Source organism: Paraburkholderia adhaesiva (assembly GCF_021390575.1).
GTDB classification, from domain to species: domain Bacteria; phylum Pseudomonadota; class Gammaproteobacteria; order Burkholderiales; family Burkholderiaceae; genus Paraburkholderia; species Paraburkholderia adhaesiva.
In genome coordinates, this window is the sequence record NZ_JAJEJQ010000001.1 from 2,982,031 (window position 1) to 3,003,587 (window position 21,557).

The window sequence follows — 21,557 nt, forward strand, 5'->3', positions numbered from 1 at the left end:
ATCAGAAGAAACGCCGCTGACGGCGCAGGCTTTCTGGGGTGTGTTGCGCGACGCGCGCTGCACCCGACTGCACGCGCGTGCGTCGCAGCGAGACGCGCTTGTACCAGACAGGCGTCGCGGTCTGCTTCAGGCGCCAGTTCTTGCGTCGGACCTGCGGGGCGCCTGCGTTGCCGCTGCGCCACGACGACGCCAGATCGGCGCCTGCGCTGCTGTCCGCAATCGCGGCTGGATCCCCAACACCCGACTCCAGTCCGCCCGCCACGCTCGGCGATACCGAGGTACCCGAATTCCACGCGTCGTTCAGTTCGGCTTCGTGCTTGCGCAGGTGATCCTGGACGGTCTGCTCGACACTCTTCGCAGAGTTCTCGAATTCCGTCTTCATGCGGCGCAACTCGTCGAGTTCGATCTCGCGCGTGACTTCCGACTTGACGTCGTTGATGTAGCGCTGTGCACGGCCGAACAACGCCCCAGCGGTGCGCGCGACGCGCGGCAACCGCTCCGGCCCGAGCACCACGAGCGCGACGACGCCGATCAGCGCCATCTTGGTGAGACCCAGATCGAGCATGGATGGAAATTCCGGTCAGCCTGAGACGGGACGAATCCGCCGTTTTAGCGGAAGTCGTTCGAACGCGCGGTCTTGTCCTTGGCTTCGACATCGATCGTGTCGCCGCTCGCCGGCAATTCGCGCTTCTGCTGGTCGGCGGCACCCGCTTCGCCCTCGCGCATGCCATCCTTGAAACCCTTCACCGCACCGCCGAGGTCGCTGCCGATGTTACGCAGTTTCTTCGTCCCGAAGACGAGTGCCACGATCAGCAAAACGATCAGCCAATGCCAAATGCTCAACGAACCCATGATCCCTTCTCTCCTTAACCCCGTCGTCGCGGCTTGTGCCGCGAGTCCGTCAGTGCGCAATGATCGCGCCTGTTATTTGCGCCCCCAAACACGGAGCAGCGCGAACCGATAATAGTGCTGATGCAACGCCGCGTCGATGTGACGTTCAGCCCATGCGAAGCCAGGGCCGCGGCCCGGCGAGCAGATGCGCGTGCAGGTGATACACCTCCTGCCCACCGCCCGGCCCCGTATTCACGACCGTGCGAAACCCGCTCTCGCCGCCCGTGTACGCGACACCGAGCTCTTTCGCGAGGCGTGCGACCAATACGAACATTCTACCAAGCAGAGGAGCGTCGTTTTCGCCGCAATCTGACAGTGTGGAAATATGCCGCCGGGGGATGACGAGCACGTGTGTCTGCGCAGCAGGGCGAATGTCCCGGAAGGCAACAAATTCATCGTCCTCGTAGACGCGGGAACTCGGAATTTCGCCATCTGCGATCTTGCAGAAAAGACAGGTGCTGCGGTCGTGACTCATGGTGCTCCTGGTGAGCATGGCCTGCAATCGGTGAACAACGGCGGCGTGCAGCCCCGGTGTGCAGCCCGAAGGCCCTACCGGAAAACCTGCTCAGTCGGCCTTCAGACCCACCCGCGCGGGTTGGCTAGCGGCTTGTTGTCATACAAATACAACCAGCCTTTAATGATACGGTACAACGTCCAGATGGCGACAGCCCACAAAATAGGGATGCCGATAAGGACGAGGAAAAGCGCTATCCCGATCAGGTGCCCCGCGAGCCCCAGCCAGAACGTGCGAATCTGCCACGTGAAGTGCTGCTCGTAAGGCGTGCCGAGCGCCTCGTCGCGCTTGAGGTAATTCAGGATGATCGCAACCAGCACCGACACGCCGCCCGTGAGCCAGTAGACGGCGTAAAGCGCGTAGAGGACGTGCGTAATCGTGCGCAGGCTGCGCAGACGGTCCGCGTCGAGCGGATCTTGAATCGTTGGGGGCGGAAAGCCGCCTGGCATGGACATGCTGGTTGTCTCCGGGTCGATGGCGCCCCGACTCAGGGCTCAGTCGCCGTTCTGCTCGCGCTCGCGGCTCTTGCGCAGCGCCTTTTCCTCGAGCCCCGAAAGCCCTTCACGGCGTTCCAGTTCCGCCAGCACGTCAGCCGGACTCAGGTCGAAATGCGAAAGCGCGACGAGGCAGTGAAACCAAAGGTCGGCCACTTCGCCGACCAGCGCCGTCGGGGCGCCGCCCTGGCGCACGTCCTTTGCCGCGAGCACCACTTCGGTGGCCTCTTCGCCGATCTTCTTGAGCACCGCATCGTCGCCCTTGTGGAAGAGGCGCGCGACGTAGGAAGCGTCCGGGTCGCCGCCCTTGCGGCTGTCGATCACCGCCGCGAGGCGCAGCAGCGTGTCGTTCGTAGTGAGTTGCGTCATTTGTAGATGTGTTCGGGGTCTTTCAGCACGGGATCGACGGCGACCCACTGGCCATCGTCGACGGTGCCATCGAATTGCTGGAAAAAGCACGAGTGGCGGCCGGTGTGGCACGCGATGCCCGAGACCTGCGCGACCTTGAGCAACACGACGTCCTCGTCGCAGTCGAGGCGGATGTCGCGCACATGCTGCACGTGGCCCGACTCCTCGCCCTTGAACCACAGACGCTGACGCGAGCGCGAGAAGTACACGGCGCGGCCCGTTTCGACGGTCTTCGCCAGCGCCTCGCGATTCATCCACGCGAACATCAGCACGTCGCCGCTCGTCGCGTCCTGCGCGATCACGGGCACGAGGCCGTTGGCGTCCCAGTTGACCTTGTCGAGCCAGGCCGCGCCCGGCGTTGCATTTGTCGTCACGATCACAACCTCACCGAAATGCCCTGGTCGGCCATGAAGCGCTTGGCCTCGCCGACCGTGTGCTCGCCGTAGTGAAAAATGCTCGCCGCGAGCACGGCATCGGCGTGGCCCTTCACGATGCCATCCGCGAGATCCTGCAGGCCGCCCACGCCGCCCGAGGCGATCACGGGAATCGACACCGCGTCGGAGACCGCGCGCGTCAGGTCGAGGTCGAAGCCGCTCTTCGTGCCGTCACGGTCCATGCTCGTCAGCAGGATTTCACCCGCGCCGAGTTCGCCCATCTTGCGCGCCCATTCGACCGCGTCGATGCCCGTCGCCTTTCGGCCGCCATGCGTGAACACTTCCCAGCGCGCCGGTTCGCCCGGCGCCGACGCGCGCTTGGCGTCGATCGCAACGACGATGCACTGCGAGCCGTACTTGTCGGCGGAATCGCGCACGAGCTGCGGATTCGCCACCGCCGACGAGTTCATGCTGATCTTGTCCGCCCCCGCGTTCAACAGGCGGCGAACATCCGCCACGGCCCGCACGCCGCCGCCGACGGTCAGCGGAATGAAGACCTGCGAGGCCACCGCTTCGATGATCGGCAGAATCAGGTCGCGCTGGTCCGAAGTCGCTGTGATGTCGAGGAAGGTGAGTTCGTCTGCGCCCTGCTCGTCATAGCGGCGCGCGATTTCTACGGGATCGCCCGCGTCGCGCAGCTCGACGAAGTTGACGCCCTTGACGACCCGCCCGGCGGTCACGTCGAGACAGGGGATGATGCGTTTGGGTAGAGCCATGATCTTGCCGAAGTAGCCAGTCGATTGAACCAGTGGGAGGGCCTGCTCGCGGGTGGTCTGCCCCCGGATACGGCGTAGCGGCGCATCCGGGCGCGCCCCGCCTGCGCTTTCGCGCTCGCGCTTGTGCCATATTGCGCCGGACAGCGTCGGGTCATTGTCGCGCGCTTTGCTGCTCGTGGCGACCCGCGCGTACCGTCCGCCTCACGCTGCCGCTCTGTCGCGAAAATATCGCGCGCCTGGGTATGCGGTGAAGCCGCATCTCAGTCCACTCCACGCGGACAGGGCTGAAACCAGGGAAGCCTGCGCAGCACGCGTAGGCCCCTTCGCGAAACGCCAGCGGCGCCTAACGTGCCTTACGCGTCGTCCGATTCGCGCAGGCTGTCTGCGCGCGTCTGCGCGGCGGCAAAATCGAGATCGCCCGAGTAGATCGCGCGGCCACAGATCACGCCTTCGATGCCTTCGCCCTCGACCTCGCACAGCGCGTCGATGTCGGCGAGATTCGACAGACCGCCGCTCGCGATGACCGGAATCTTCACCGCGCGCGCAAGGCGCACTGTCGCGTCGATGTTGATGCCCTGAAGCATGCCGTCGCGCCCGATGTCGGTGTAGATGATCGATTCGACGCCGTAGTCCTCGAACTTGCGTGCGAGATCCACAACTTCGTGGCCCGTCAGCTTGCTCCAGCCGTCGGTGGCGACCTTGCCGTCCTTGGCGTCGAGACCGACGATGATGTGCCCCCCGAACGCGGTGCACGCTTCGTGCAGGAAGCCCGGGTTCTTCACCGCCGCCGTGCCGATGATGACGTACGAAAGGCCGTCGTTTAGATAGCGCTCGATGGTGTCGAGGTCGCGGATGCCGCCGCCCAACTGCACGGGGATCTCGTCGCCGACTTCCGCGATGATCTCGCGGATCGCGTCTTCGTTCTTCGGCTTGCCTGCGAACGCGCCGTTCAGATCGACGAGGTGCAGGCGGCGCGCGCCGCGCTCGACCCAATGTCGGGCCATTGCCGCCGGTTCCTCTGAGAAAATCGTCGCCTGGTCCATATCGCCTTGTTTAAGGCGCACGCAGTGACCGTCTTTGAGATCGATGGCCGGAATCAGCAGCATAGCTTCGGGTGATGTCTGGGAATGAGGTTGAATTAAACCGGCGCCGGTGGAAAAAAAGGCCCGATCCGGAGCCGTTTCGCTAGTTTAGTACAAGTCTTTCGGGGGTCTTGCTGATGTAAATCGGGTTGGCGGACGCTGTAGCGAGACCGCCGCAACCTGAACCTTCAGTACGCGCGCGAAATTACGGGTTCCAGTGGACGAAGTTGCGATAGACGCGCAAACCCGCCGCAGCGCTTTTTTCCGGGTGGAATTGAGTGGCGAAGATGTTATCCCGCGCCACCGCCGAGGTAAAGGCGGCACCGTACGGCGTTTCGCCCACAGTGTGCGCCGCGTTGTCAGGCACTACGTAATAACTGTGAACGAAGTAAAAATAGCTGTTGTCGGGCACGCCGTCCCACAGCGCGTGGGCGTGTGCCTGACGCACGACGTTCCAGCCCATCTGCGGAACCTTGAAGCGCGAACCGTCATCCTGAAGCTGGCCTTTCAGTTCGAAGCGCACGACCTTGCCGGGCAGCAGACCCAAACCCTTCGTGTCGCCCTCGGCGCTCCAGTCGAAGAGCATCTGCTCGCCGACGCACACGCCCATCAGCGGCTTCGTGCGCGCGGCTTCCAGCACGGCGTCCTGCAGGCCGGACTCGGCGAGACTGCGCATGCAGTCGGGCATCGCGCCCTGGCCGGGCAGCACGACGCGGTCGGCTGCGCGAATCGCCTCGGGACGCTCGACGATCGCCACGTCGGCTTCCGGCGCGGCCGTTCTCAGCGCCTGGGCAACCGAACGCAGGTTGCCCATCCCATAATCCACAATCGCAATTGAAGTTTTCATCTCGAATCAGGCCGTTCGGGCCTTGCCCTTGGCTTTACGTGGCGTTGGCAACGCGTACGCGTTCCGAAGCGCCGTCCAGACCCATTCCTTCCGAGCATCGCGATTCGCTTGCCGCGCGCCAGCGCTCACGCGGTAGCGTCGGCGGAGCACGCCGCGCGCCCGGTGCGACTTGCAGCCCGGTAACCGCAAAAGTGCGGCGCGGGGTGCACGTCCCGGTGCGCGTGTCCGTTCGCCCGGATCGGTTGATCGTACGTTAAACGTTAGAGGCTACCCTTCGTCGACGGGATCCTGCCCGCCGCGCGCTCGTCCAGTTCGGCGGCCTGACGCAACGCGCGGCCGAACGCCTTGAACACGGTTTCCATCTGATGGTGGGCATTCAGCCCGCGCAGGTTGTCGATGTGAAGCGTCACGCCCGCGTGGTTCACGAAGCCGCGAAAAAACTCGATCGACAGATCGACGTCGAACGTGCCGATGCGCGCGCGCGTGAACGGCACGTGAAATTCGAGGCCCGGACGGCCCGAGAAGTCGATGACGACGCGCGAGAGCGCTTCGTCAAGCGGCACGTAGGCATGGCCGTAGCGGCGGATGCCCTTCTTGTCGCCGATGGCCTGCGCCACCGCCTGCCCGAGCGTGATGCCGACGTCTTCCACCGTATGGTGGTCGTCGATATGCGTGTCGCCCTGCGCCTCGACCTCGAGATCGATCAAGCCGTGTCGTGCGATCTGGTCGAGCATGTGGTCGAGAAACGGCACACCGGTCGCGAGCTTCTGCTCGCCGGTGCCGTCCAGATTGATCTTGACGCGGATTTGCGTTTCGCTGGTGTTGCGAACGACTTGCGCGACGCGCATGGCAATTTCCTTCAATCAGCCCGTAACAGGAGGTTTAGAGGGGTTACAGAACGAAGCTCATTTAAGCACGAGCTTCAGGGCGGCGAGCAATTGTGCGTTTTCGTCGGGCGTCCCGACGGTCAAACGGACGCAATTCGCCAGCAATGGGTGCATTTTACCCACGTTTTTGATCAAAACCCTCGCGCCGAGAAGTGTATCGAACACCGCGTCGGCATCAGGCACGCGCACGAGCAGAAAATTGCCCGCGCTTTCGAAGACCTCGGCGCCCGGCAGTTTCGCTACAGCGGCGGCCAATTCCGCGCGTTCGGCGCGCAATTGCGCGGCCTGCGCGTCGAGCACGTCGATGTGGTCGAGCAGGAAACTCGCGGTTGCCTGCGTGAGCACGTTCACGTTGTACGGCGGGCGCACCTTGTCGAACTCATTGAGCCACGACGCCCGTCCCGCGAGATACCCGAGCCGGATTCCGGCGAGCCCGAGCTTCGACATCGTGCGCATCACAACCACGTTGTCGAATTCGCCCGCGCGCGGCATCCAGCTTTTCTGCGCGAACGGCTGATACGCTTCGTCGATGACGACGAGACCGTGCGCCGCCAACGCGACCGCGATGATGCGTTCGATTGCGGCGTCATCGAAAAGCGTGCCGGTCGGATTGTTCGGGTACGCCAGCCAGATCACGGACGGACGGTGTTCGGCGATCGCCGCGAGCATCGCTTCGGTGTCGAGCATGAAGTCGGCGGTGAGCGGCACGCCGACGAAATCGACGTGTGCGAACTTCGCCGAAATCGCGTACATGACGAAGCCCGGCACCGGCGCGAGCACCTTCGCGCCCGGCTTCGCGCACGCCATCGTGATCATGCTGATGATCTCGTCCGAACCGTTGCCGAGCAGTACTTCGCACTCTTCGGGAACGTGCATCGCGACCTTGAGCTTCGCGATGAGCGCCTCGGGGCGCGGCGCGGGATAGCGGTTCAGCGCAACGGCCGCCAGATGCTCGCCCAGCTTCGCTGCGAGCGCGGCGGGCAGCCCGAACGGGTTCTCCATGGCGTCGAGCTTCACGAAGCCGGTAGCGTCGGGCACGGGATAGCTCGTCATCGCGAGCACGTCGCGACGGATGATGTCTTGTGGCGTTGTCATATCGGACTGGCCCGGTCGGGCGGACTCGCCCTCGCGAGCGGGGCAAGCTTCTCACGAGCGGCTTCGAGACCGCTCAGGTTGTCGTAGGGCTTCTCGCTTACCAGACGTCTACTGGCAGGACTTCCAGGTTCGCACTTCGGGCGGGCGCTTACACAGTGCATCAGCGGCCGTGCGCACCTGCCCGAAGGCCCGGACTCACTTCATCCGGTATTCGGCGCTGCGCGCGTGAGCCTGCAGGCCCTCGCCGTAGGCCAGCTCCGCGGCGATCTCGCCGAGCGTCTGCGCGCCTTCCGCGCTGACCTCGATGAGACTCGACCGCTTGATGAAATCATAGACGCCGAGCGGCGACGAGAAACGTGCGGTACGCGACGTAGGCAGCACATGATTCGGCCCGGCGCAGTAGTCACCGAGGCTCTCGCTCGTGTAGCGGCCGAGGAAGATCGCGCCCGCGTGGCGGATTTCGGCACCCCACTTCTGCGGCTCGAGCGCCGAGATTTCGAGGTGCTCCGGTGCGATCTCGTTGGCGATCGCGCAGGCTTCCGCCATATCGCGCACCTTCACGAGCGCGCCGCGATTCGTGAGCGACGTGGCGATCACGTCGGCGCGCGGCATCGTCGGCAATAGTTCGTCGATCGCGTCTTCCACGCGCTTGATGAACGCCGCGTCCGGGCACAGCAGGATCGACTGGGCGAGTTCGTCGTGCTCGGCCTGCGAGAACAGGTCCATTGCCACCCAGCGCGGATCGGTCGTGCCGTCGCAGATCACGAGGATTTCCGACGGGCCGGCGATCATGTCGATACCGACCGTGCCGAACACGCGGCGCTTGGCCGACGCGACATAGGCGTTGCCGGGGCCGCAGATCTTGTCGACGGCGGGAACCGTGTCGGTGCCATACGCGAGCGCGGCGACAGCCTGCGCGCCGCCGATCGTGAACACGCGATCGACGCCGCCGATCAGCGCCGCCGCCAGCACGAGCGGGTTCTTCACGCCATCGGGCGTAGGTACGACCATGACGATCTCGCGCACGCCCGCGACGCGCGCCGGAATCGCGTTCATCAGCACCGACGAAGGATACGCAGCCTTGCCGCCAGGAACGTAGAGGCCCACGCGGTCGAGCGGCGTAACCTTCTGGCCGAGCACCGTGCCATCGGCTTCGGTGTACTGCCAGCTATGCGAGCCGCATTCGATGCGCTGCTTCTCGTGGTAGCCGCGCACGCGCGCCGCCGCCGCTTCGAGCGCGGCACGCCGCTTCGGTTCGAGGCTCTCCAGCGCCGCTTCGAGTTCGGCAAACGGCAGTTCGAGCGCCGCGACGCTGGTCGCGTTCAGGCGGTCGAAGCGGTTCGTGTACTCGAGCACGGCGGCATCGCCACGTGCTTTCACGTCAGCGAGGATCTGCGCCACCGAGCGCTCGATCGCCTCGTCCTCGCTCGCCTCGAACGCGAGCACCGCGTGCAGTGCCTTCTTGAAGCCGTCGGCGCTGGAATCGAGTTTGCGAATCGTGATAGCCATGCTGATATCCATCCGTATCGGTTAGTCGCCCGTCACGTTTGAACGCGTGACGAGCGGGCGGCGCTTGCGCTTTGTGCTGCCTTAAGCAACCACATGCAGCCTTAAGCAGCTTTAAGCACCCTCAAGCGCCGCGGTTCGAAGCGCGTTCGAACGCGTCGATGATCGGCCGCAGTGCAGCGCGCTTGAGCTTGAGCGCCGCCTGGTTCACAACGAGGCGCGACGAGATCGGCATGATCTCTTCGACCTCAACCAGGTTGTTCGCGCGCAGCGTGCCGCCTGAGCTGACCAGGTCGACGATCGCATCGGCGAGGCCGACGAGCGGTGCCAGTTCCATCGACCCGTACAGCTTGATGAGGTCGACGTGCACGCCCTTCGCCGCGAAGTGCTGCCGCGCGGTTTCCGTGTATTTCGTCGCGACGCGCAGACGCGCACCCTGGCGCACCGCACTCGCGTAATCAAAGCCCGCCGCGACGGCCACCGACATGCGGCAACGCGCGATGTCGAGGTCGACCGGCTGATATAGTCCGCTGCCGCCGTGTTCGAGCAGCACGTCCTTGCCCGCGACGCCAAAGTCCGCAGCGCCGTACTCCACGTACGTGGGCACGTCGCTCGCGCGCACGATGATGACGCGCAGGTTCGGATCGGTCGTCGGCAGGATCAGCTTGCGCGACGTCTCCGGATCTTCGGCCACCTGCACGCCTGCTGCGGCAAGGAGCGGCATCGTTTCTTCGAAGATGCGGCCCTTCGAGAGCGCAAGCGTAAGCGGCGCGCCTGCGGCGGCGGCGGGCGTCCGGGCAAGCGTGCTCATGCTGCACTCCCCTTGATCCGCTTAACGTTCGCGCCAACCGCGTTGAGCTTCACTTCCATGCGGTCGTAGCCGCGGTCGAGGTGGTAGATGCGGTCGATCAGCGTTTCGCCTTCGGCGCACAGGCCCGCGATCACGAGACTTGCCGAAGCGCGCAGGTCGGTCGCCATCACCTTGGCGCCCGAGAGCTTTTCGACGCCGGCCACCAGCGCGGTGTTGCCGTCGATCGTGATGCTCGCGCCGAGCCGGTTCAGCTCCTGCACGTGCATGAAGCGGTTCTCGAAGATCGTTTCGACGACCTGTGACGTACCGTCCGCAATCGCGTTGAGCGCCATGAACTGCGCCTGCATATCGGTCGGGAACGCGGGGTATTCGGAGGTGCGCAGGTTCACGGCGCGCGCGCGCGTGTTCATTCGTACACGCATCCAGTCGTCGCCTTCCTCGATCGACACGCCCGCTTCGCGCAGCTTGTCGGTGACGGCGTCGAGAATGCGCGGGCGAATGTTGCGCAGCGTGAGCTCGCCGCCAGCAGCCGCGACCGCGCACAGGAACGTGCCTGCTTCGATGCGGTCAGGAATGACCGTGTGCTTCGCACCGTGCAGCTTGTCGACGCCCTGAATCACGAGACGATCCGTGCCGATGCCGTCGATCTTCGCGCCCATCGCGACGAGCAGATGCGCGAGATCGCCCACCTCGGGTTCGCGCGCCGCGTTTTCGATCACCGTCTCGCCATCGGCTAGCACGGCGGCCATCAGCAGGTTTTCCGTGCCGGTGACCGTGATCATGTCGGTGACGATACGCGCGCCCTTCAGGCGCTTCGCGCGCGCCTCGATGAAGCCGTGCTCGATGGTGATCTCGGCGCCCATCGCCTGCAGGCCCTTGATGTGCTGATCGACGGGGCGCGCACCGATTGCGCAGCCGCCCGGCAGCGACACCTTCGCCTCGCCAAAGCGCGCGACGAGCGGCCCGAGCACGAGGATCGACGCGCGCATGGTCTTGACGAGCTCATACGGCGCCACGAGGTTGCTCACGTTTCCGGCATCGAGCTGCACGCGATGACCCGACTGCTCGGTGCGCACGCCCATCTGGCCAAGCAGCTTGAGCGTGGTGCGCACGTCCTGCAGGTCGGGCACGTTGTCCAGATGGACCGGTTCCGCGCTCAGGAGACCCGCGCAGAGAATCGGCAACGCCGCGTTCTTCGCGCCCGAAACGGTCACTTCCCCCGCGAGTTTCTGCCCGCCGACGATGACGAGTTTGTCCATGCCCGAAGTTTCCTGATTGGTTTGCTGACTACTGCGGCCAGCCTGCTGTGCCGCGTCATTCGCTTGAGCGGCGCCGCTGGCGACGCCTTCTTTATCCTGGGTGATTCGCACTGATATTCCGGATTATGCGTTCTGCCATTCTGCGGGCGTGAGCGTCTTCATGCTGAGCGCGTGGATTTCCTCGCGCATGCGCTCCCCGAGCGCCGCATAAACGATCTGATGGCGCTGGATCAGGCGCTTGCCTTCGAAGGCCGGCGAGACGATGGTCGCGAAGAAGTGCTGGCCGTCGCCTTCGACTTCGAGATGCTCGCACGCGAGCCCTGCCGCGATGTACTGCTTGATCTGTTCCGGAGTCGGCAACATGGTGAGAGATTCCTGGTCGTTGATGCTCAGTGGCGCAGCTTGTAGCCGCTCGCGATGAGACGCATCGCAAGCGCGGCGAGCGCCACGAAGAAGACGAAAACGATCGAGAGGCTGATGAACGGATTCACGTCGGACAAGCCGAAGAAACCGTAGCGAAAGCCGTCGATCATGTAGAAAAACGGATTGAGCCGCGACACTTCGCGCCACACCGGCGGCAGCGAATGCGTCGAGTAGAACACGCCCGAAAGGAACGTGAGCGGCATGATCAGAAAGTTCTGGAACGCGGCGAGCTGGTCGAATTTTTCGGCCCAGATGCCCGCAACGAGTCCCAGTGTGCCGAGAATCCCCGAACCGAGCACCGCGAACGCCAGAATATAGAACGGCGCGGCGAAGGTCATCGGAATGAACCAGATTGTCACGATGAACACGCCTGCGCCGACCACGAGCCCGCGCACGATCGACGCGAGGACGTAAGCGCCGAACATCTCCCATGCGGCGAGCGGCGGCAAGAGGACGAAGACGAGATTGCCGGTGATCTTGGACTGGATCAACGACGACGAGCTGTTCGCGAATGCGTTCTGCAGCACGCTCATCATCACGAGGCCGGGAATCAGGAAGGCCGTGTACTCGACGCCCGGATACACCTCTACATGGCCGCTCAGCGCGTGACCGAAGATCGTCAGATACAGCAGCGCGGTGATGACCGGCGCGAGCACGGTCTGGAAGGCGACCTTCCAGAAACGCAGCACTTCCTTGTAAAACAGCGTACGGAACCCGCTCATGCCAGCCCCTCGATGACTTCCGAACCGCTCATCACCTGCACGAAGACATCCTCCAGATCGGCCTTGCGGATTTCCATTTCTTCGAGCGTGCAACCGTTCGCGCGGCACAGCGCCAGAATACGCTCGACTTCAGCGTAGTCAGCAAGCCGCAGCAGATGGTGGCGCGCATTGACATTCGACGGATCGACTTCGAGTGCGCGCAGTTCGGCTGGCAGCACACCGTCCGAAAAACGCAGGTAGAGCTGCGTGCCGGCAAAGCGCTGCAAGAGCGCACTCGTGCGCTCGAGTGCGACGACCTCACCGCGGCGGAGCATCGCGATGCGGTCGCACAGTTCCTGAGCCTCTTCCAGATAGTGCGTAGTCAGCACGATCGTGTGACCTTCGCGGTTCAGGCGCGAGATGAATTTCCAGAGCGTCTGGCGCAGTTCGACGTCGACGCCGGCCGTCGGCTCGTCGAGCACGATCACAGGCGGACGGTGCACCAGCGCCTGCGCAACGAGCACGCGTCGCTTCATGCCGCCCGAGAGCGCACGCATGTTGACGTCGGCCTTTTCGGTGAGATCGAGATTCGCCATGATCTCGTCGATCCACGCGTCGTTATTGCGCAGACCAAAGTAGCCGGACTGGAGGCGCAGCGTCTCGCGGACGGTGAAGAAGGGGTCGAATACGAGTTCCTGCGGTACGACGCCGAGATTACGGCGCGCGTTGCGATAATCGTGGACCACGTCGTGACCGCGCACGGCAATCGAGCCTTCGTCCGCGCGAGCGAGGCCCGCGAGGATGCTGATGAGCGTCGTCTTGCCCGCGCCGTTCGGGCCAAGCAGCCCGAAGAACTCGCCCTCTTCGACCGTGAAGCTGACGCCTTTGAGCGCCTGGAGCGCCTTGAAGCGCTTCTTGACGTTACGAATTTCGATGGCTGGCATGACTCGAGCGCCGCCCGTCTGAACGCGGTGCGGCCGAAAAGTGCATCTATGCTGCGGGGAAGTCCGGAATTGGGGGCAGCTCGTGTCGCTGTCCGCGCCACCGGAAATCCGGCGGCAAAGCCCAAAAAACGGTTGATTATAGGGCAAAGTCGTGAGGCTCGACCTGGCCTGAGGGGGGATGAGCGGCGGCGGGCCCGTGCAAACCGTGGGGAAGGCCGCCGCGCGTCAATGTCGCTCGAAGAGGAGCGGATCGACGCCGTAAGCGTGCGCGAGACTCGCGAGCTTGGGAGGCAGATTGAGGACGTCGAGCTGGCCACCGCGTTCGCGGGCGGCGCGCTGCCAGGCGATCAGCACAGCAAGCGCCGACGAATCGAATTGCGCGAGCGGCGCGCAATCGACGGCAGTGGCGCCGGCCGCGATCCGCGCGAGACCCGCCGAGAGCACGCCATTCGCGCTCTCGTGAGTCAGTGTGGTTCCGGTGTCGAAGCTCGCGCTCACGAGGTCTTGCCCGACGCGAGTTGCTGGTTGCGTTGCGTGAGGAACTGGATCAGGCCATCCACGCCGCCCTGCTGGATCTTTTCCTGGAACTGCTGCTGGTACGCCTGGATCAGCCACGCGCCGAGCACGTTGATGTCATACACGCGCCAGCCTTGCGGCGTCTTGTACAGACGGTAGTCGAGTTCGATCGGCTGGCCGTTGTTCATCACGACCGAACGCACGACGACGTCGGTGTCGTCCGGGTTCGCGCGGAACGGCTTGTAGTCGATCTGCTGGTTGCGCACCTGGGCGAGCGCGCCCGAGTACGTGCGGATCAGAAGCGTCTTGAACTGCTCGATGACCTGCGTCTGCTGTTCGGGCGTCGCTGCGCGCCAGTTGCGACCCATCGCGAGTTGCGTCGTGCGGCGGAAGTCCGTGTACGGCAGGATCTTTTCATTCACGAGTTGCGTGATCCTGCTGATGTCGCCCGTCTGGATCGTCTTGTCGTTGCGAATCTGGTCCATCACCTGCTGCGTGACGGCCTTGATCAGCGCGTCCGGATTGCTCGTGTCCACCGACTGGGCCGACGCGACACCGGTCAGCGCAAAAAACATGGCGAAAAGCGGAAACAGAAAGAATTTTTTCATATCAAGTCCTGCAAGCTGGGAAGGAAGCACCCCGTTGGACGCCAACGATATCACGCGAGTTCAATCGGGCTCCACCCTTAAACTGCGACGATTCCGAGACAAGCGTTTCTGCTTGTTACTGCCAATACTTCGTCTGACAAATACGTCCGGTCATTGCCTCAGCGCAGACGCAGCGCCGGGTAGCCGAAACGCGCGGGCGGGACCATCTGGTCCGCCGGGACAGTCGTCGAGCCAGGGCCCGAGGCGCCCTGCGGCGCAGCGGCACCCGTCGCTCCGGTCGCACCAGCCGGACCGACGAGCGGTGCCGGCTCGCCTCCCGGATACGCAGGCGCCATGCCAGCCGCGCCCTGCGCAGCCGAGGCCGCGGCAGGGGCAGTGGCTGGAGCCGTGGCGGCCGCACCCGACGCAGCCGGTGCCGCGGCCGTGCCCTGCTCCACGTCTTCGTAGTTCGGCGGCGGCGCGCCTTCGCCGTAGTCCGGCAGATTCGACGTCGCACCGCTCCGCCCATCGGACAGCAGATAGCGGCGGCGCTGCAGATAGGCGTTGCGCACGAACGAATACTTGTCGATTGCGGCGCCTTCGAGCAGGTCGGTCGCACCGAGCAGGTTCGCGCGTGTGCTCGTCAGGTTCAGGCCGTACAGACCCCAACTGGCCGCTGCTGGATTCACGTAAGTGAGCGGATTGATGAAATAGTTGCCGCCCGTACCGATAGCGTCGCGCACCGTGCTCGGCCCGAAGAGCGGCAGCACGAGGAATGGACCGGCCGGCACACCGTAGTGACCGAGCGTCAGGCCCAGATCCTGATTGTGCTTCGGGAGATTCGCGAGCGTCGCCACGTCGAACAGGCCGCCGACACCGAAGACCGTGTTGATGACGATCCGCATGATGTCCTGCACGCCATCGGCGATCTTCAACTGCAGCAGGTTGTTCGCGACGTTGTAAACGTCGCCGATGTTCGAGAAGAAGTTCGTGATGCTGTCACGCACGGGCTGCGGCGTCACCTTCACATAGCCCTGCGCGACCGGCTTGATCGCGTATTGGTCGACCGTGTCGTTGAACTTGAAAACCGTGCGGTTGAAGCCTTCCCACGGATCTTCCTTCGACGGCGTCTGCACCGTCGCGCACCCCGCCATCGCAAACGCCGCGACCCCAATCGCGGCAGCGCGCATGCGCATTGTGGTCATCGTCGTTCTCCTTATTTGCCGGCCGCGCCCGAGGCTGCCGCCGGGCTCGCCGGCTCAGGCGCGGCGCCCTGGCCGTTCGCCGGTTTGGCCGCACCCGAATCGGCCGCCTTGCTATAGAGGAACTGGCCGATCAGGTTCTCGAGCACGATCGCCGACTGCGTCATCGCAATGGTGTCGCCCGCCTTGAGCACCTCGGTGTCGCCGCCGGGCTCGAGACCGATGTACTGCTCGCCGAGCAGCCCCGAGGTCAGGATCTTCGCCGAGGTGTCCTTCGGAAACTGGTATTGCTGGTCGATATTGATCGTCACCAGCGCCTGGAAGGTGTTGGTGTCGAAGCCGATCGACGCCACACGGCCCACCGTCACGCCCGCGCTCTTGACGGCCGCGCGCGGCTTGAGGCCACCGACGTTGTCGAACTTGAGCTTCACCGGATAGGTCGACTGGAACGACAGCGAGCTCATGTTGCCGGCCTTCAGCGCGAGAAACAGCAGCGCGATGAAGCCCAACACCACGAACAGGCCGACCCAGAAGTCGAGAGCAGTCTTTTTCATCGTCATCCCAATCAGAATTCTTCGCGGCGGCCATGCCACCGATAACGCCGGCCATGCGGCCGGACCTGGCGAAACGCCGGGCCCTAGCTAAACATCAGTGCGGTAAGCAGGAAGTCGAGGCCGAGCACCGCGAGCGACGCGTACACGACCGTCTTCGTCGTCGCGCGCGAGACCCCTTCCGGTGTCGGCTTGGCCTCGTAGCCCTGGTAGAGCGCGGTGAACGTCACGGCGAAACCGAACACGATGCTCTTGATCACACCGTTGCCCACGTCGGCCCAGACGTCCACGCCGCCTTGCATCTGCGACCAGAATGCGCCGGCATCGACACCGATCAGCAGCACGCCCACGACGTAGCCGCCGAGAATACCAACCGCGCTGAAGATAGCCGCGAGGATCGGCATGGCGATCACGCCGGCCCACATGCGCGGCGCGACCACGACGCGCACCGGATCGACGGCCATCATTTCCATCGCGGTGAGTTGCTCGCCAGCCTTCATGAGACCGATTTCGGCGGTGAGCGACGTGCCCGCGCGGCCCGCGAACAGGAGCGCGGTCACGACCGGCCCGAGTTCGCGCACGAGTGAAAGTGCGACGAGCAAACCGAGCGCCTGCTCGGAGCCGTAGCGGTTCAGCGTGTAATAGCCCTGCAGGCCGAGCACGAAACCGACGAAAAGCCCCGATACGGCAATGATCAGCAACGAATAATTACCGACGAAGTGGATCTGCTTCGTGACAAGCCGCGGGCGGCGCAGGAGCGGAAAAAATTCCAGCACGAGGCGCATGAAGAAACGTGCCGCGTGACCAGCGCGCGTGACCTGCTCGATCACGGCGCGCCCGAGCGAACTGATTGCGCCGATCATGAACGGCCTCCGCCCACGCCGAAGTCCGCGGCGAGCGGCACATTCGTCGGGTAGTGAAAGTGGAACGGACCGTCGGGCGCGCCGTCGATGAACTGGCGCACCGTCGGGTCCGTCGAGGCGCGCAGTTCGTCAGGCGTGCCCTGCGCGTGCACCTTCCCGTTAGCGAGGAAGTAGACGTAATCAGCGATCGCGAACGATTCGGGCACGTCGTGCGTAACGAGGATCGACGTTGCACCCAGCGCGTCGTTGAGCGTGCGAATGAGGTTCGCCGTGATGCCGAGCGAAATGGGATCGAGGCCTGCGAACGGCTCGTCGTACATCATGAGTTCGGGGTCGAGCGCGATGGCACGCGCGAGCGCGACGCGACGCGCCATGCCGCCCGAGACTTCCGACGGCGCGAGATCACGTGCACCGCGCAGCCCGACCGCATTGAGCTTCATGAGCACGAGGTCGCGGATCAGTTCTTCGGGGAGATCGGTGTGCTCGCGCAGCGCGAAAGCGACGTTCTCGAACACCGACATGTCGGTAAAGAGCGCGCCGAACTGGAACAGCATCCCCATCTTCCGGCGCAGCGCGTAGAGCCCCTCGCGCGTCTGTGCGCCGACATCCTTGCCCTGAAACAGCACCTCGCCGCGACGCGCACGCACGAGACCGCCGATCAGGCGCAGCACGGTCGTCTTGCCGCAGCCCGAACCGCCCATGACCGCCACCACCTGACCACGCGCAAAGCGCATGTTCAGGCCGGACAGGACGAGCCTGTCGCCGTAGCCGAAATCGACATCGCGCAGTTCCAGCAGGGTATCGGTGGATGATGGCACGTGATCTGACAGTCTATTTACACGAAGGCCGGATTATAGGGCCATCGTGAAAAAGCCGCCGTGATGCGCCCCGTCCCAATATGCTAGACGGCGGCATAGCGCCTGATGTAGCGCAAGCGGCCCCTCGACAGGACGGTTGCGCACGCGGTGCAACCGTCCGGCCTTGGGCCGATTATTGCGTAAACGCCTGCTGCAACGCAGCGACTGCTGCAGCCGGGTCGGCGGCCTCGGTGACCGCGCGCACCACCGCCGCGCAGCCCACCCCAGTCGCGAGCACCTGCGGCAAGACCGCCATGTCGATACCGCCGATCGCCACCATCGGCGCGACGCCGTCAAACAGCTTCACGTAGCGTGCGAGGCGCGCCAGACCTTGCGGCGCGGTCGGCATGGCCTTGGTCGTCGTCGGGAACACCGCGCCGAGCGCGACGTAGCTCGGACGGAAGTGCAGCGCCGTGAGCATTTCGAAGTAGCCGTGCGACGAAAGACCGAGTCGCATGCCCGCGGCCGCCAGCGCGTCGAGATCCGCCTCGCGCAGGTCCTCCTGGCCGAGATGCACGCCATAAGCGCCCGCCGCGAGCGCCTCGCGCCAGTGATCGTTGATGAACACGCGCGAGTCGGCATGCTGGCGTCCTGCCGCAACACAACGTTCTATTTCGCGCACCAGTGCGGGCGACTTCGGCTGCTTGCTGCGCAACTGCACCGTCTTCGCGCCGTAGTCGAGCACGCGTTCGACCCAGTCCGCCGTGGGCAACACCGGGTACAGGCCGAGCTTCGCGGGACACGGCGCGAACGGCTGCGCGGGCGCATCCGGCAAGCCGAGCACGCGCGGGAAGCGCGAGATGTCGACAGGCCAGGCGTCTTCGCGCGCTTCGTCACCATCGCGCCAGGCGAGCGCCAACACGAGTGCGTCGTGCGGGTCGAATCCGCAGTCGAGGAACGCCGCCAGCGCGGGGATCCAGTCTTCCGCCAGTTCGCCCTCGAGCGCGTAGCGCACGCCGCCGAGATGCAGCGTCGCGCGACCGTGCCCCGCGTCCATTGCCGCTTCGATCACGCCCGCGCCGTCGAGCATCCAGCGCGCGATGTTCGCGAGGTGCGGTGCGGCGTCGGTCACGATGATCAGGTCGCCGCCGTTCGGCGCATCGGGCGGCGTCAGGCAGATGCGCCACGGTGCGTGCGTCGGCGGCCAGTCGCCGAGGCGCGCGCGGATGCGTTCAGCCGCAGCGACGAGTTCATCGGCAGGCGGCCAGAAGAGTTCGCGGTCCTGCAATCGCAAGGTTTCGGTCATCAGCTGCCTCCGTCTTGATGCCAGAAGGGCATGCCCACGACCGGCGTGCTTGCCACCGCCGCATCGCGCTCGGTCATCGGCCCCGCGAGATACGCGGCCCGGCCCGCCTCGACGCCAAGCGCGAACGCGCGCGCCATCGCGTCAGGGTGTGTGGCCTGCGACACCGCTGTGTTGATCAGCACGCCGTCGAAGCCCCACTCCATCACCTGCGCCGCATGCGACGGCAAGCCGAGCCCCGCATCGACGATGAGCGGCACGTCGGGCAGACGCTCGCGCAGCACGCGCAGGCCGTACGGATTGATCACGCCCTTGCCGGTGCCGATGGGCGCGCCCCACGGCATCAACACCTCGCAGCCGGCGTCGAGCAGGCGACGGCCGATCACGAGGTCCTCAGTGCAATACGGCAGCACCTTGAAACCATCGCGCACGAGGCGCCCGGCGGCTTCGATCAGGCCAACCGGATCGGGTTGCAGCGTGTAGTCGTCGCCGATCAGTTCGAGCTTGATCCAGTCGGTTTCGAAGACCTCGCGTGCCATGTGCGCCGTGGTCACTGCTTCGTTGACGGTGAGGCAACCTGCTGTGTTCGGCAAGAGCGGCACGCCGTGGCGCTTGAGCAGTTCGAAGAAGCCCGCGGCGGCCGTGCCGTCGTTCATCTGGCGGCGTAGCGCGACGGTAATCATGCCGGGGCCCGCCGCTGCGATCGAGTCGGAAAGCGACTGCAGCGACGGGTAACGCGACGTGCCCAGCAGCACGCGGCTGGCGAAGGTTTCGCCGTAGAGCGTGAGCGCGTCGGCGGTCGAAGGAATAGTCATGGTAGTTAGATCCCTGGCAGGTGTGGGGCGACTGGTCAACCGCCCGCCACCGGACTCACGATATCGATGCGGTCGCCCGCCTGGAGTGCGCGCGCGCCTTGCTGGGCGCGCGCGACGAAATTGCCGTTCAACGCAACGGCGAAAGGCGGTCGCGCACCGTACGCGGTGAGCGCGTCGGCGACCGTTGCGCCATCGGGCAGCGTGAGCAGCTTCTGGTTGACGTGTATGTCCATGTCGATACTTGTTACGTGTGGCTGGTTACTCGCGCTTTCAGGCGTGCTCGCGCGTGCCCTGCAAATGAAGCATGTCGCTCCAGCGCGAATCGCGGCGTAGCGTCTCGAAGGCATCCGCATCGGTGACGCGGCCATCGAAGAGTGCCTGAGCGCAGCGCACCGCCTCATCGGCCACTTCGGGCGCAATCATGAAGCCGTGACGGTAGAGGCCGTTCAGGCGCAACGTCTGCGCGCCATCCCAGATCAGCGCGGGGCGATGATCGGGCAGCGTCGGACGGCAATTCGTCGCCAGTTCGAGGACGCGCGCCTCGCCGAACGCCGGATGCACCGCGAACAAGGCACTCATCAATTCGAGCGCGGAGCGCACGCTCACCGGCGACCTGTCCTCGCCTTCGATCTCGGTCGCGCCGATCACGAAGACATCGTCCTGTTTCGGCGCGACATAGAGCGGATACCTCGGATGCAGAATGCGCACGGGCCGCGTGATCCCGATACCGGGTGCATGCACGCGGGCGACCTCGCCGCGAATGCCACGCAGCGTGGGCAGCGCGGATTTCGCACCGAGTCCGCGGCAGTCGATCGTCACGCGTGCGCGCGGCAGATCGGCATCGTCGACGGTCGTATTCCAGTGCGTTTCGACGCCCCGCTGTGCGAGTCCGGCCGCCAGCGCGCGCAGTGCCTGACGGTTGTCGAGCTGGCCGTCGCCTTGCAGCAGCCAGCCGCGAGAGAAACGTCCTGCGAGCGCCGGCTCCGCTGCGTCGAGTTGCGCGCCCGCGAGCGGCACGAAGCCGTCGTCGGCGAGCCAGTGCGGTGCGTTCGCGCGCACGCGGCGCTCGAAAAGCGGCGCCTCCGTGCGGTCGGCCTGATGCCAGACCACGAGCGTGCCGTTGCGCTGGAAGTAGACCGGCTCGGGCAGCTCCGCGAGAATGCGCGGCCAGCTGTCGAGCGACGCGACGCCGAGTTCGGTGATGAGCAATTCGGCGACGGCAGCCTCGGCGAGCGGCGCGAGCATCGCGGCCGCGACCCAGGCCGCGGAGTTGGCTCCATCGGGTCCTCCGCTCTCGTAGAGCGCGACGCGATGGCCCGCGCCCGCGAGCCGCCAGGCGACGAGGCGCCCGCTCAAGCCCCCACCGAGGACGGCGAAATCGGGCGTTGTGGAGGTAGCGCGTGCGCCAGTCATGACGAGACTCCGACGCGAGCAGACGCAAGGACGCACGACGCGGTAAAGCACGCGCCGGACACTGGACGAACTGAATGAACTGAAGAATAGGCGGTCATCGTATCCTTTCCGTACGGTAGTTGCAGACGTACCTAAGGACGAAACCGGCCGGCATGGCCGGCTGGACAGTGCAATAAAGACAAACGGGACAGCGGTCCCATACACTTGCCCAGCGGGAAACTGAAGATAACTCCAGTAATGCTTTCCTGAAACTTCCCGCGCCGGTATTACCCGGATCGGGTGCAAAGGGTCTCTCTCAGCCTCGCCGCAACATGCACCGCATGTCGGGCGTAGCACCCCTGTTTCGTCAGCGGACATTAGACCACAAAAGCCGCTGGCGCCGCAAACCTCGGCGGGCGCTCACGCACGGTGTGCGGCGCGCGCCCCTGGCAAAATTCCTGGCAACGGCACCATGCATCGCGCCCCGCGCCAGTGAGACAATGGGCCGCGCGATTAAGC

General features: G+C 64.9%; 27 protein-coding genes and 1 riboswitch. All 27 genes read right to left on the minus strand.

Annotation, left to right across the window (positions count from 1 at the left end; all coding sequences use genetic code 11):
• Nucleotide 1 precedes the first annotated feature (1 nt).
• The 27 genes from tatB to L0U80_RS13640 all read right to left on the minus strand — a co-directional run bounded on the left by tatB (nucleotide 2) and on the right by L0U80_RS13640 (nucleotide 21,059).
• Complete coding sequence (gene tatB / locus L0U80_RS13510) at nucleotides 2-565, minus strand: Sec-independent protein translocase protein TatB (protein ID WP_233864855.1); 564 nt, start codon at nucleotides 563-565, stop codon at nucleotides 2-4.
• Between the two features lie 44 nt (nucleotides 566-609).
• The gene (tatA, locus tag L0U80_RS13515; RefSeq protein WP_233864857.1) at nucleotides 610-852 is read right to left on the minus strand and encodes a Sec-independent protein translocase subunit TatA; all 243 of its coding nucleotides are present in this window, start codon (nucleotides 850-852) and stop codon (nucleotides 610-612) included.
• 145 nt (nucleotides 853-997) lie between these two features.
• Nucleotides 998-1,366, minus strand: coding sequence for a histidine triad nucleotide-binding protein (locus tag L0U80_RS13520; protein WP_233864859.1), 369 nt, complete (start codon nucleotides 1,364-1,366; stop codon nucleotides 998-1,000).
• A 101-nt stretch (nucleotides 1,367-1,467) separates the two neighbouring features.
• Nucleotides 1,468-1,860, minus strand: a complete 393-nt coding sequence (locus L0U80_RS13525; protein ID WP_233864861.1) for a DUF4870 family protein — start codon at nucleotides 1,858-1,860, stop codon at nucleotides 1,468-1,470.
• Between the two features lie 39 nt (nucleotides 1,861-1,899).
• Nucleotides 1,900-2,268, minus strand: coding sequence for a phosphoribosyl-ATP diphosphatase (locus L0U80_RS13530; RefSeq protein ID WP_124153045.1), 369 nt, complete (start codon nucleotides 2,266-2,268; stop codon nucleotides 1,900-1,902).
• On the minus strand, nucleotides 2,265-2,681 hold the full coding sequence (gene hisI, locus L0U80_RS13535) for a phosphoribosyl-AMP cyclohydrolase (RefSeq protein WP_233864863.1): 417 nt from the start codon (nucleotides 2,679-2,681) through the stop codon (nucleotides 2,265-2,267). Before hisI ends, L0U80_RS13530 begins: the two co-directional genes overlap by 4 nt.
• Nucleotides 2,682-2,683: 2 nt before the next feature.
• Nucleotides 2,684-3,457: an imidazole glycerol phosphate synthase subunit HisF gene (hisF, locus tag L0U80_RS13540; protein WP_233864865.1), complete on the minus strand. Its 774-nt coding sequence runs from the start codon at nucleotides 3,455-3,457 to the stop codon at nucleotides 2,684-2,686.
• Between the two features lie 353 nt (nucleotides 3,458-3,810).
• The gene (gene hisA / locus L0U80_RS13545) at nucleotides 3,811-4,563 is read right to left on the minus strand and encodes a 1-(5-phosphoribosyl)-5-[(5-phosphoribosylamino)methylideneamino]imidazole-4-carboxamide isomerase (RefSeq protein ID WP_233864867.1); all 753 of its coding nucleotides are present in this window, start codon (nucleotides 4,561-4,563) and stop codon (nucleotides 3,811-3,813) included.
• A gap of 181 nt (nucleotides 4,564-4,744) precedes the next feature.
• A complete protein-coding gene (gene hisH, locus L0U80_RS13550) occupies nucleotides 4,745-5,386 on the minus strand; it encodes an imidazole glycerol phosphate synthase subunit HisH (protein WP_233864868.1) in 642 nt (213 codons plus the stop codon).
• Between the two features lie 260 nt (nucleotides 5,387-5,646).
• The gene (gene hisB, locus L0U80_RS13555) at nucleotides 5,647-6,234 is read right to left on the minus strand and encodes an imidazoleglycerol-phosphate dehydratase HisB (RefSeq protein WP_233864869.1); all 588 of its coding nucleotides are present in this window, start codon (nucleotides 6,232-6,234) and stop codon (nucleotides 5,647-5,649) included.
• A gap of 57 nt (nucleotides 6,235-6,291) precedes the next feature.
• Nucleotides 6,292-7,368, minus strand: a complete 1,077-nt coding sequence (gene hisC / locus L0U80_RS13560; protein ID WP_233864870.1) for a histidinol-phosphate transaminase — start codon at nucleotides 7,366-7,368, stop codon at nucleotides 6,292-6,294.
• A 195-nt stretch (nucleotides 7,369-7,563) separates the two neighbouring features.
• Nucleotides 7,564-8,877, minus strand: coding sequence for a histidinol dehydrogenase (hisD, locus tag L0U80_RS13565; RefSeq protein WP_233864872.1), 1,314 nt, complete (start codon nucleotides 8,875-8,877; stop codon nucleotides 7,564-7,566).
• Nucleotides 8,878-8,998: 121 nt separating this feature from the next.
• Nucleotides 8,999-9,685 carry an ATP phosphoribosyltransferase gene (gene hisG, locus L0U80_RS13570; protein WP_233864873.1) on the minus strand — a complete coding sequence of 229 codons (687 nt, stop codon included), beginning with the start codon at nucleotides 9,683-9,685 and terminating at the stop codon, nucleotides 8,999-9,001.
• A complete protein-coding gene (murA, locus tag L0U80_RS13575; RefSeq protein WP_233864874.1) occupies nucleotides 9,682-10,944 on the minus strand; it encodes a UDP-N-acetylglucosamine 1-carboxyvinyltransferase in 1,263 nt (420 codons plus the stop codon). Before murA ends, hisG begins: the two co-directional genes overlap by 4 nt.
• A 123-nt stretch (nucleotides 10,945-11,067) precedes the next feature.
• Complete coding sequence (locus L0U80_RS13580; RefSeq protein WP_124153036.1) at nucleotides 11,068-11,307, minus strand: BolA family protein; 240 nt, start codon at nucleotides 11,305-11,307, stop codon at nucleotides 11,068-11,070.
• A gap of 26 nt (nucleotides 11,308-11,333) precedes the next feature.
• The gene (locus L0U80_RS13585) at nucleotides 11,334-12,089 is read right to left on the minus strand and encodes an ABC transporter permease (RefSeq protein ID WP_233864875.1); all 756 of its coding nucleotides are present in this window, start codon (nucleotides 12,087-12,089) and stop codon (nucleotides 11,334-11,336) included.
• Nucleotides 12,086-13,012, minus strand: a complete 927-nt coding sequence (locus L0U80_RS13590; protein WP_233864876.1) for an ABC transporter ATP-binding protein — start codon at nucleotides 13,010-13,012, stop codon at nucleotides 12,086-12,088. The genes L0U80_RS13585 and L0U80_RS13590 overlap by 4 nt, the downstream gene beginning before the upstream one ends.
• Before the next feature lie 225 nt (nucleotides 13,013-13,237).
• Nucleotides 13,238-13,510 (minus strand): STAS domain-containing protein, encoded by a 273-nt coding sequence (locus tag L0U80_RS13595; protein ID WP_233864877.1) that lies wholly within the window; start codon nucleotides 13,508-13,510, stop codon nucleotides 13,238-13,240.
• Nucleotides 13,507-14,136, minus strand: coding sequence for an MlaC/ttg2D family ABC transporter substrate-binding protein (locus tag L0U80_RS13600; RefSeq protein ID WP_233864878.1), 630 nt, complete (start codon nucleotides 14,134-14,136; stop codon nucleotides 13,507-13,509). The genes L0U80_RS13595 and L0U80_RS13600 overlap by 4 nt, the downstream gene beginning before the upstream one ends.
• 158 nt (nucleotides 14,137-14,294) lie before the next feature.
• Nucleotides 14,295-15,320, minus strand: coding sequence for an MlaA family lipoprotein (locus L0U80_RS13605; protein ID WP_233864879.1), 1,026 nt, complete (start codon nucleotides 15,318-15,320; stop codon nucleotides 14,295-14,297).
• Nucleotides 15,321-15,331: 11 nt separating this feature from the next.
• A complete protein-coding gene (mlaD, locus tag L0U80_RS13610) occupies nucleotides 15,332-15,877 on the minus strand; it encodes an outer membrane lipid asymmetry maintenance protein MlaD (protein WP_233864880.1) in 546 nt (181 codons plus the stop codon).
• Between the two features lie 77 nt (nucleotides 15,878-15,954).
• Entirely contained in the window at nucleotides 15,955-16,731 is a 777-nt protein-coding gene (mlaE, locus tag L0U80_RS13615) for a lipid asymmetry maintenance ABC transporter permease subunit MlaE (RefSeq protein WP_233864881.1), read from the minus strand.
• Nucleotides 16,728-17,549, minus strand: a complete 822-nt coding sequence (locus tag L0U80_RS13620; RefSeq protein ID WP_233864883.1) for an ABC transporter ATP-binding protein — start codon at nucleotides 17,547-17,549, stop codon at nucleotides 16,728-16,730. Before L0U80_RS13620 ends, mlaE begins: the two co-directional genes overlap by 4 nt.
• Before the next feature lie 172 nt (nucleotides 17,550-17,721).
• Entirely contained in the window at nucleotides 17,722-18,834 is a 1,113-nt protein-coding gene (thiE, locus tag L0U80_RS13625; protein ID WP_233864885.1) for a thiamine phosphate synthase, read from the minus strand.
• On the minus strand, nucleotides 18,834-19,646 hold the full coding sequence (locus L0U80_RS13630; RefSeq protein ID WP_233864887.1) for a thiazole synthase: 813 nt from the start codon (nucleotides 19,644-19,646) through the stop codon (nucleotides 18,834-18,836). Before L0U80_RS13630 ends, thiE begins: the two co-directional genes overlap by 1 nt.
• Nucleotides 19,647-19,681: 35 nt before the next feature.
• A complete protein-coding gene (thiS, locus tag L0U80_RS13635) occupies nucleotides 19,682-19,879 on the minus strand; it encodes a sulfur carrier protein ThiS (protein ID WP_233864889.1) in 198 nt (65 codons plus the stop codon).
• A 37-nt stretch (nucleotides 19,880-19,916) separates the two neighbouring features.
• Nucleotides 19,917-21,059, minus strand: a complete 1,143-nt coding sequence (locus L0U80_RS13640; RefSeq protein ID WP_233864891.1) for an FAD-dependent oxidoreductase — start codon at nucleotides 21,057-21,059, stop codon at nucleotides 19,917-19,919.
• 235 nt (nucleotides 21,060-21,294) lie between these two features.
• Nucleotides 21,295-21,409, minus strand: a riboswitch (TPP riboswitch).
• Between the last annotated feature and the right edge of the window lie 148 nt (nucleotides 21,410-21,557).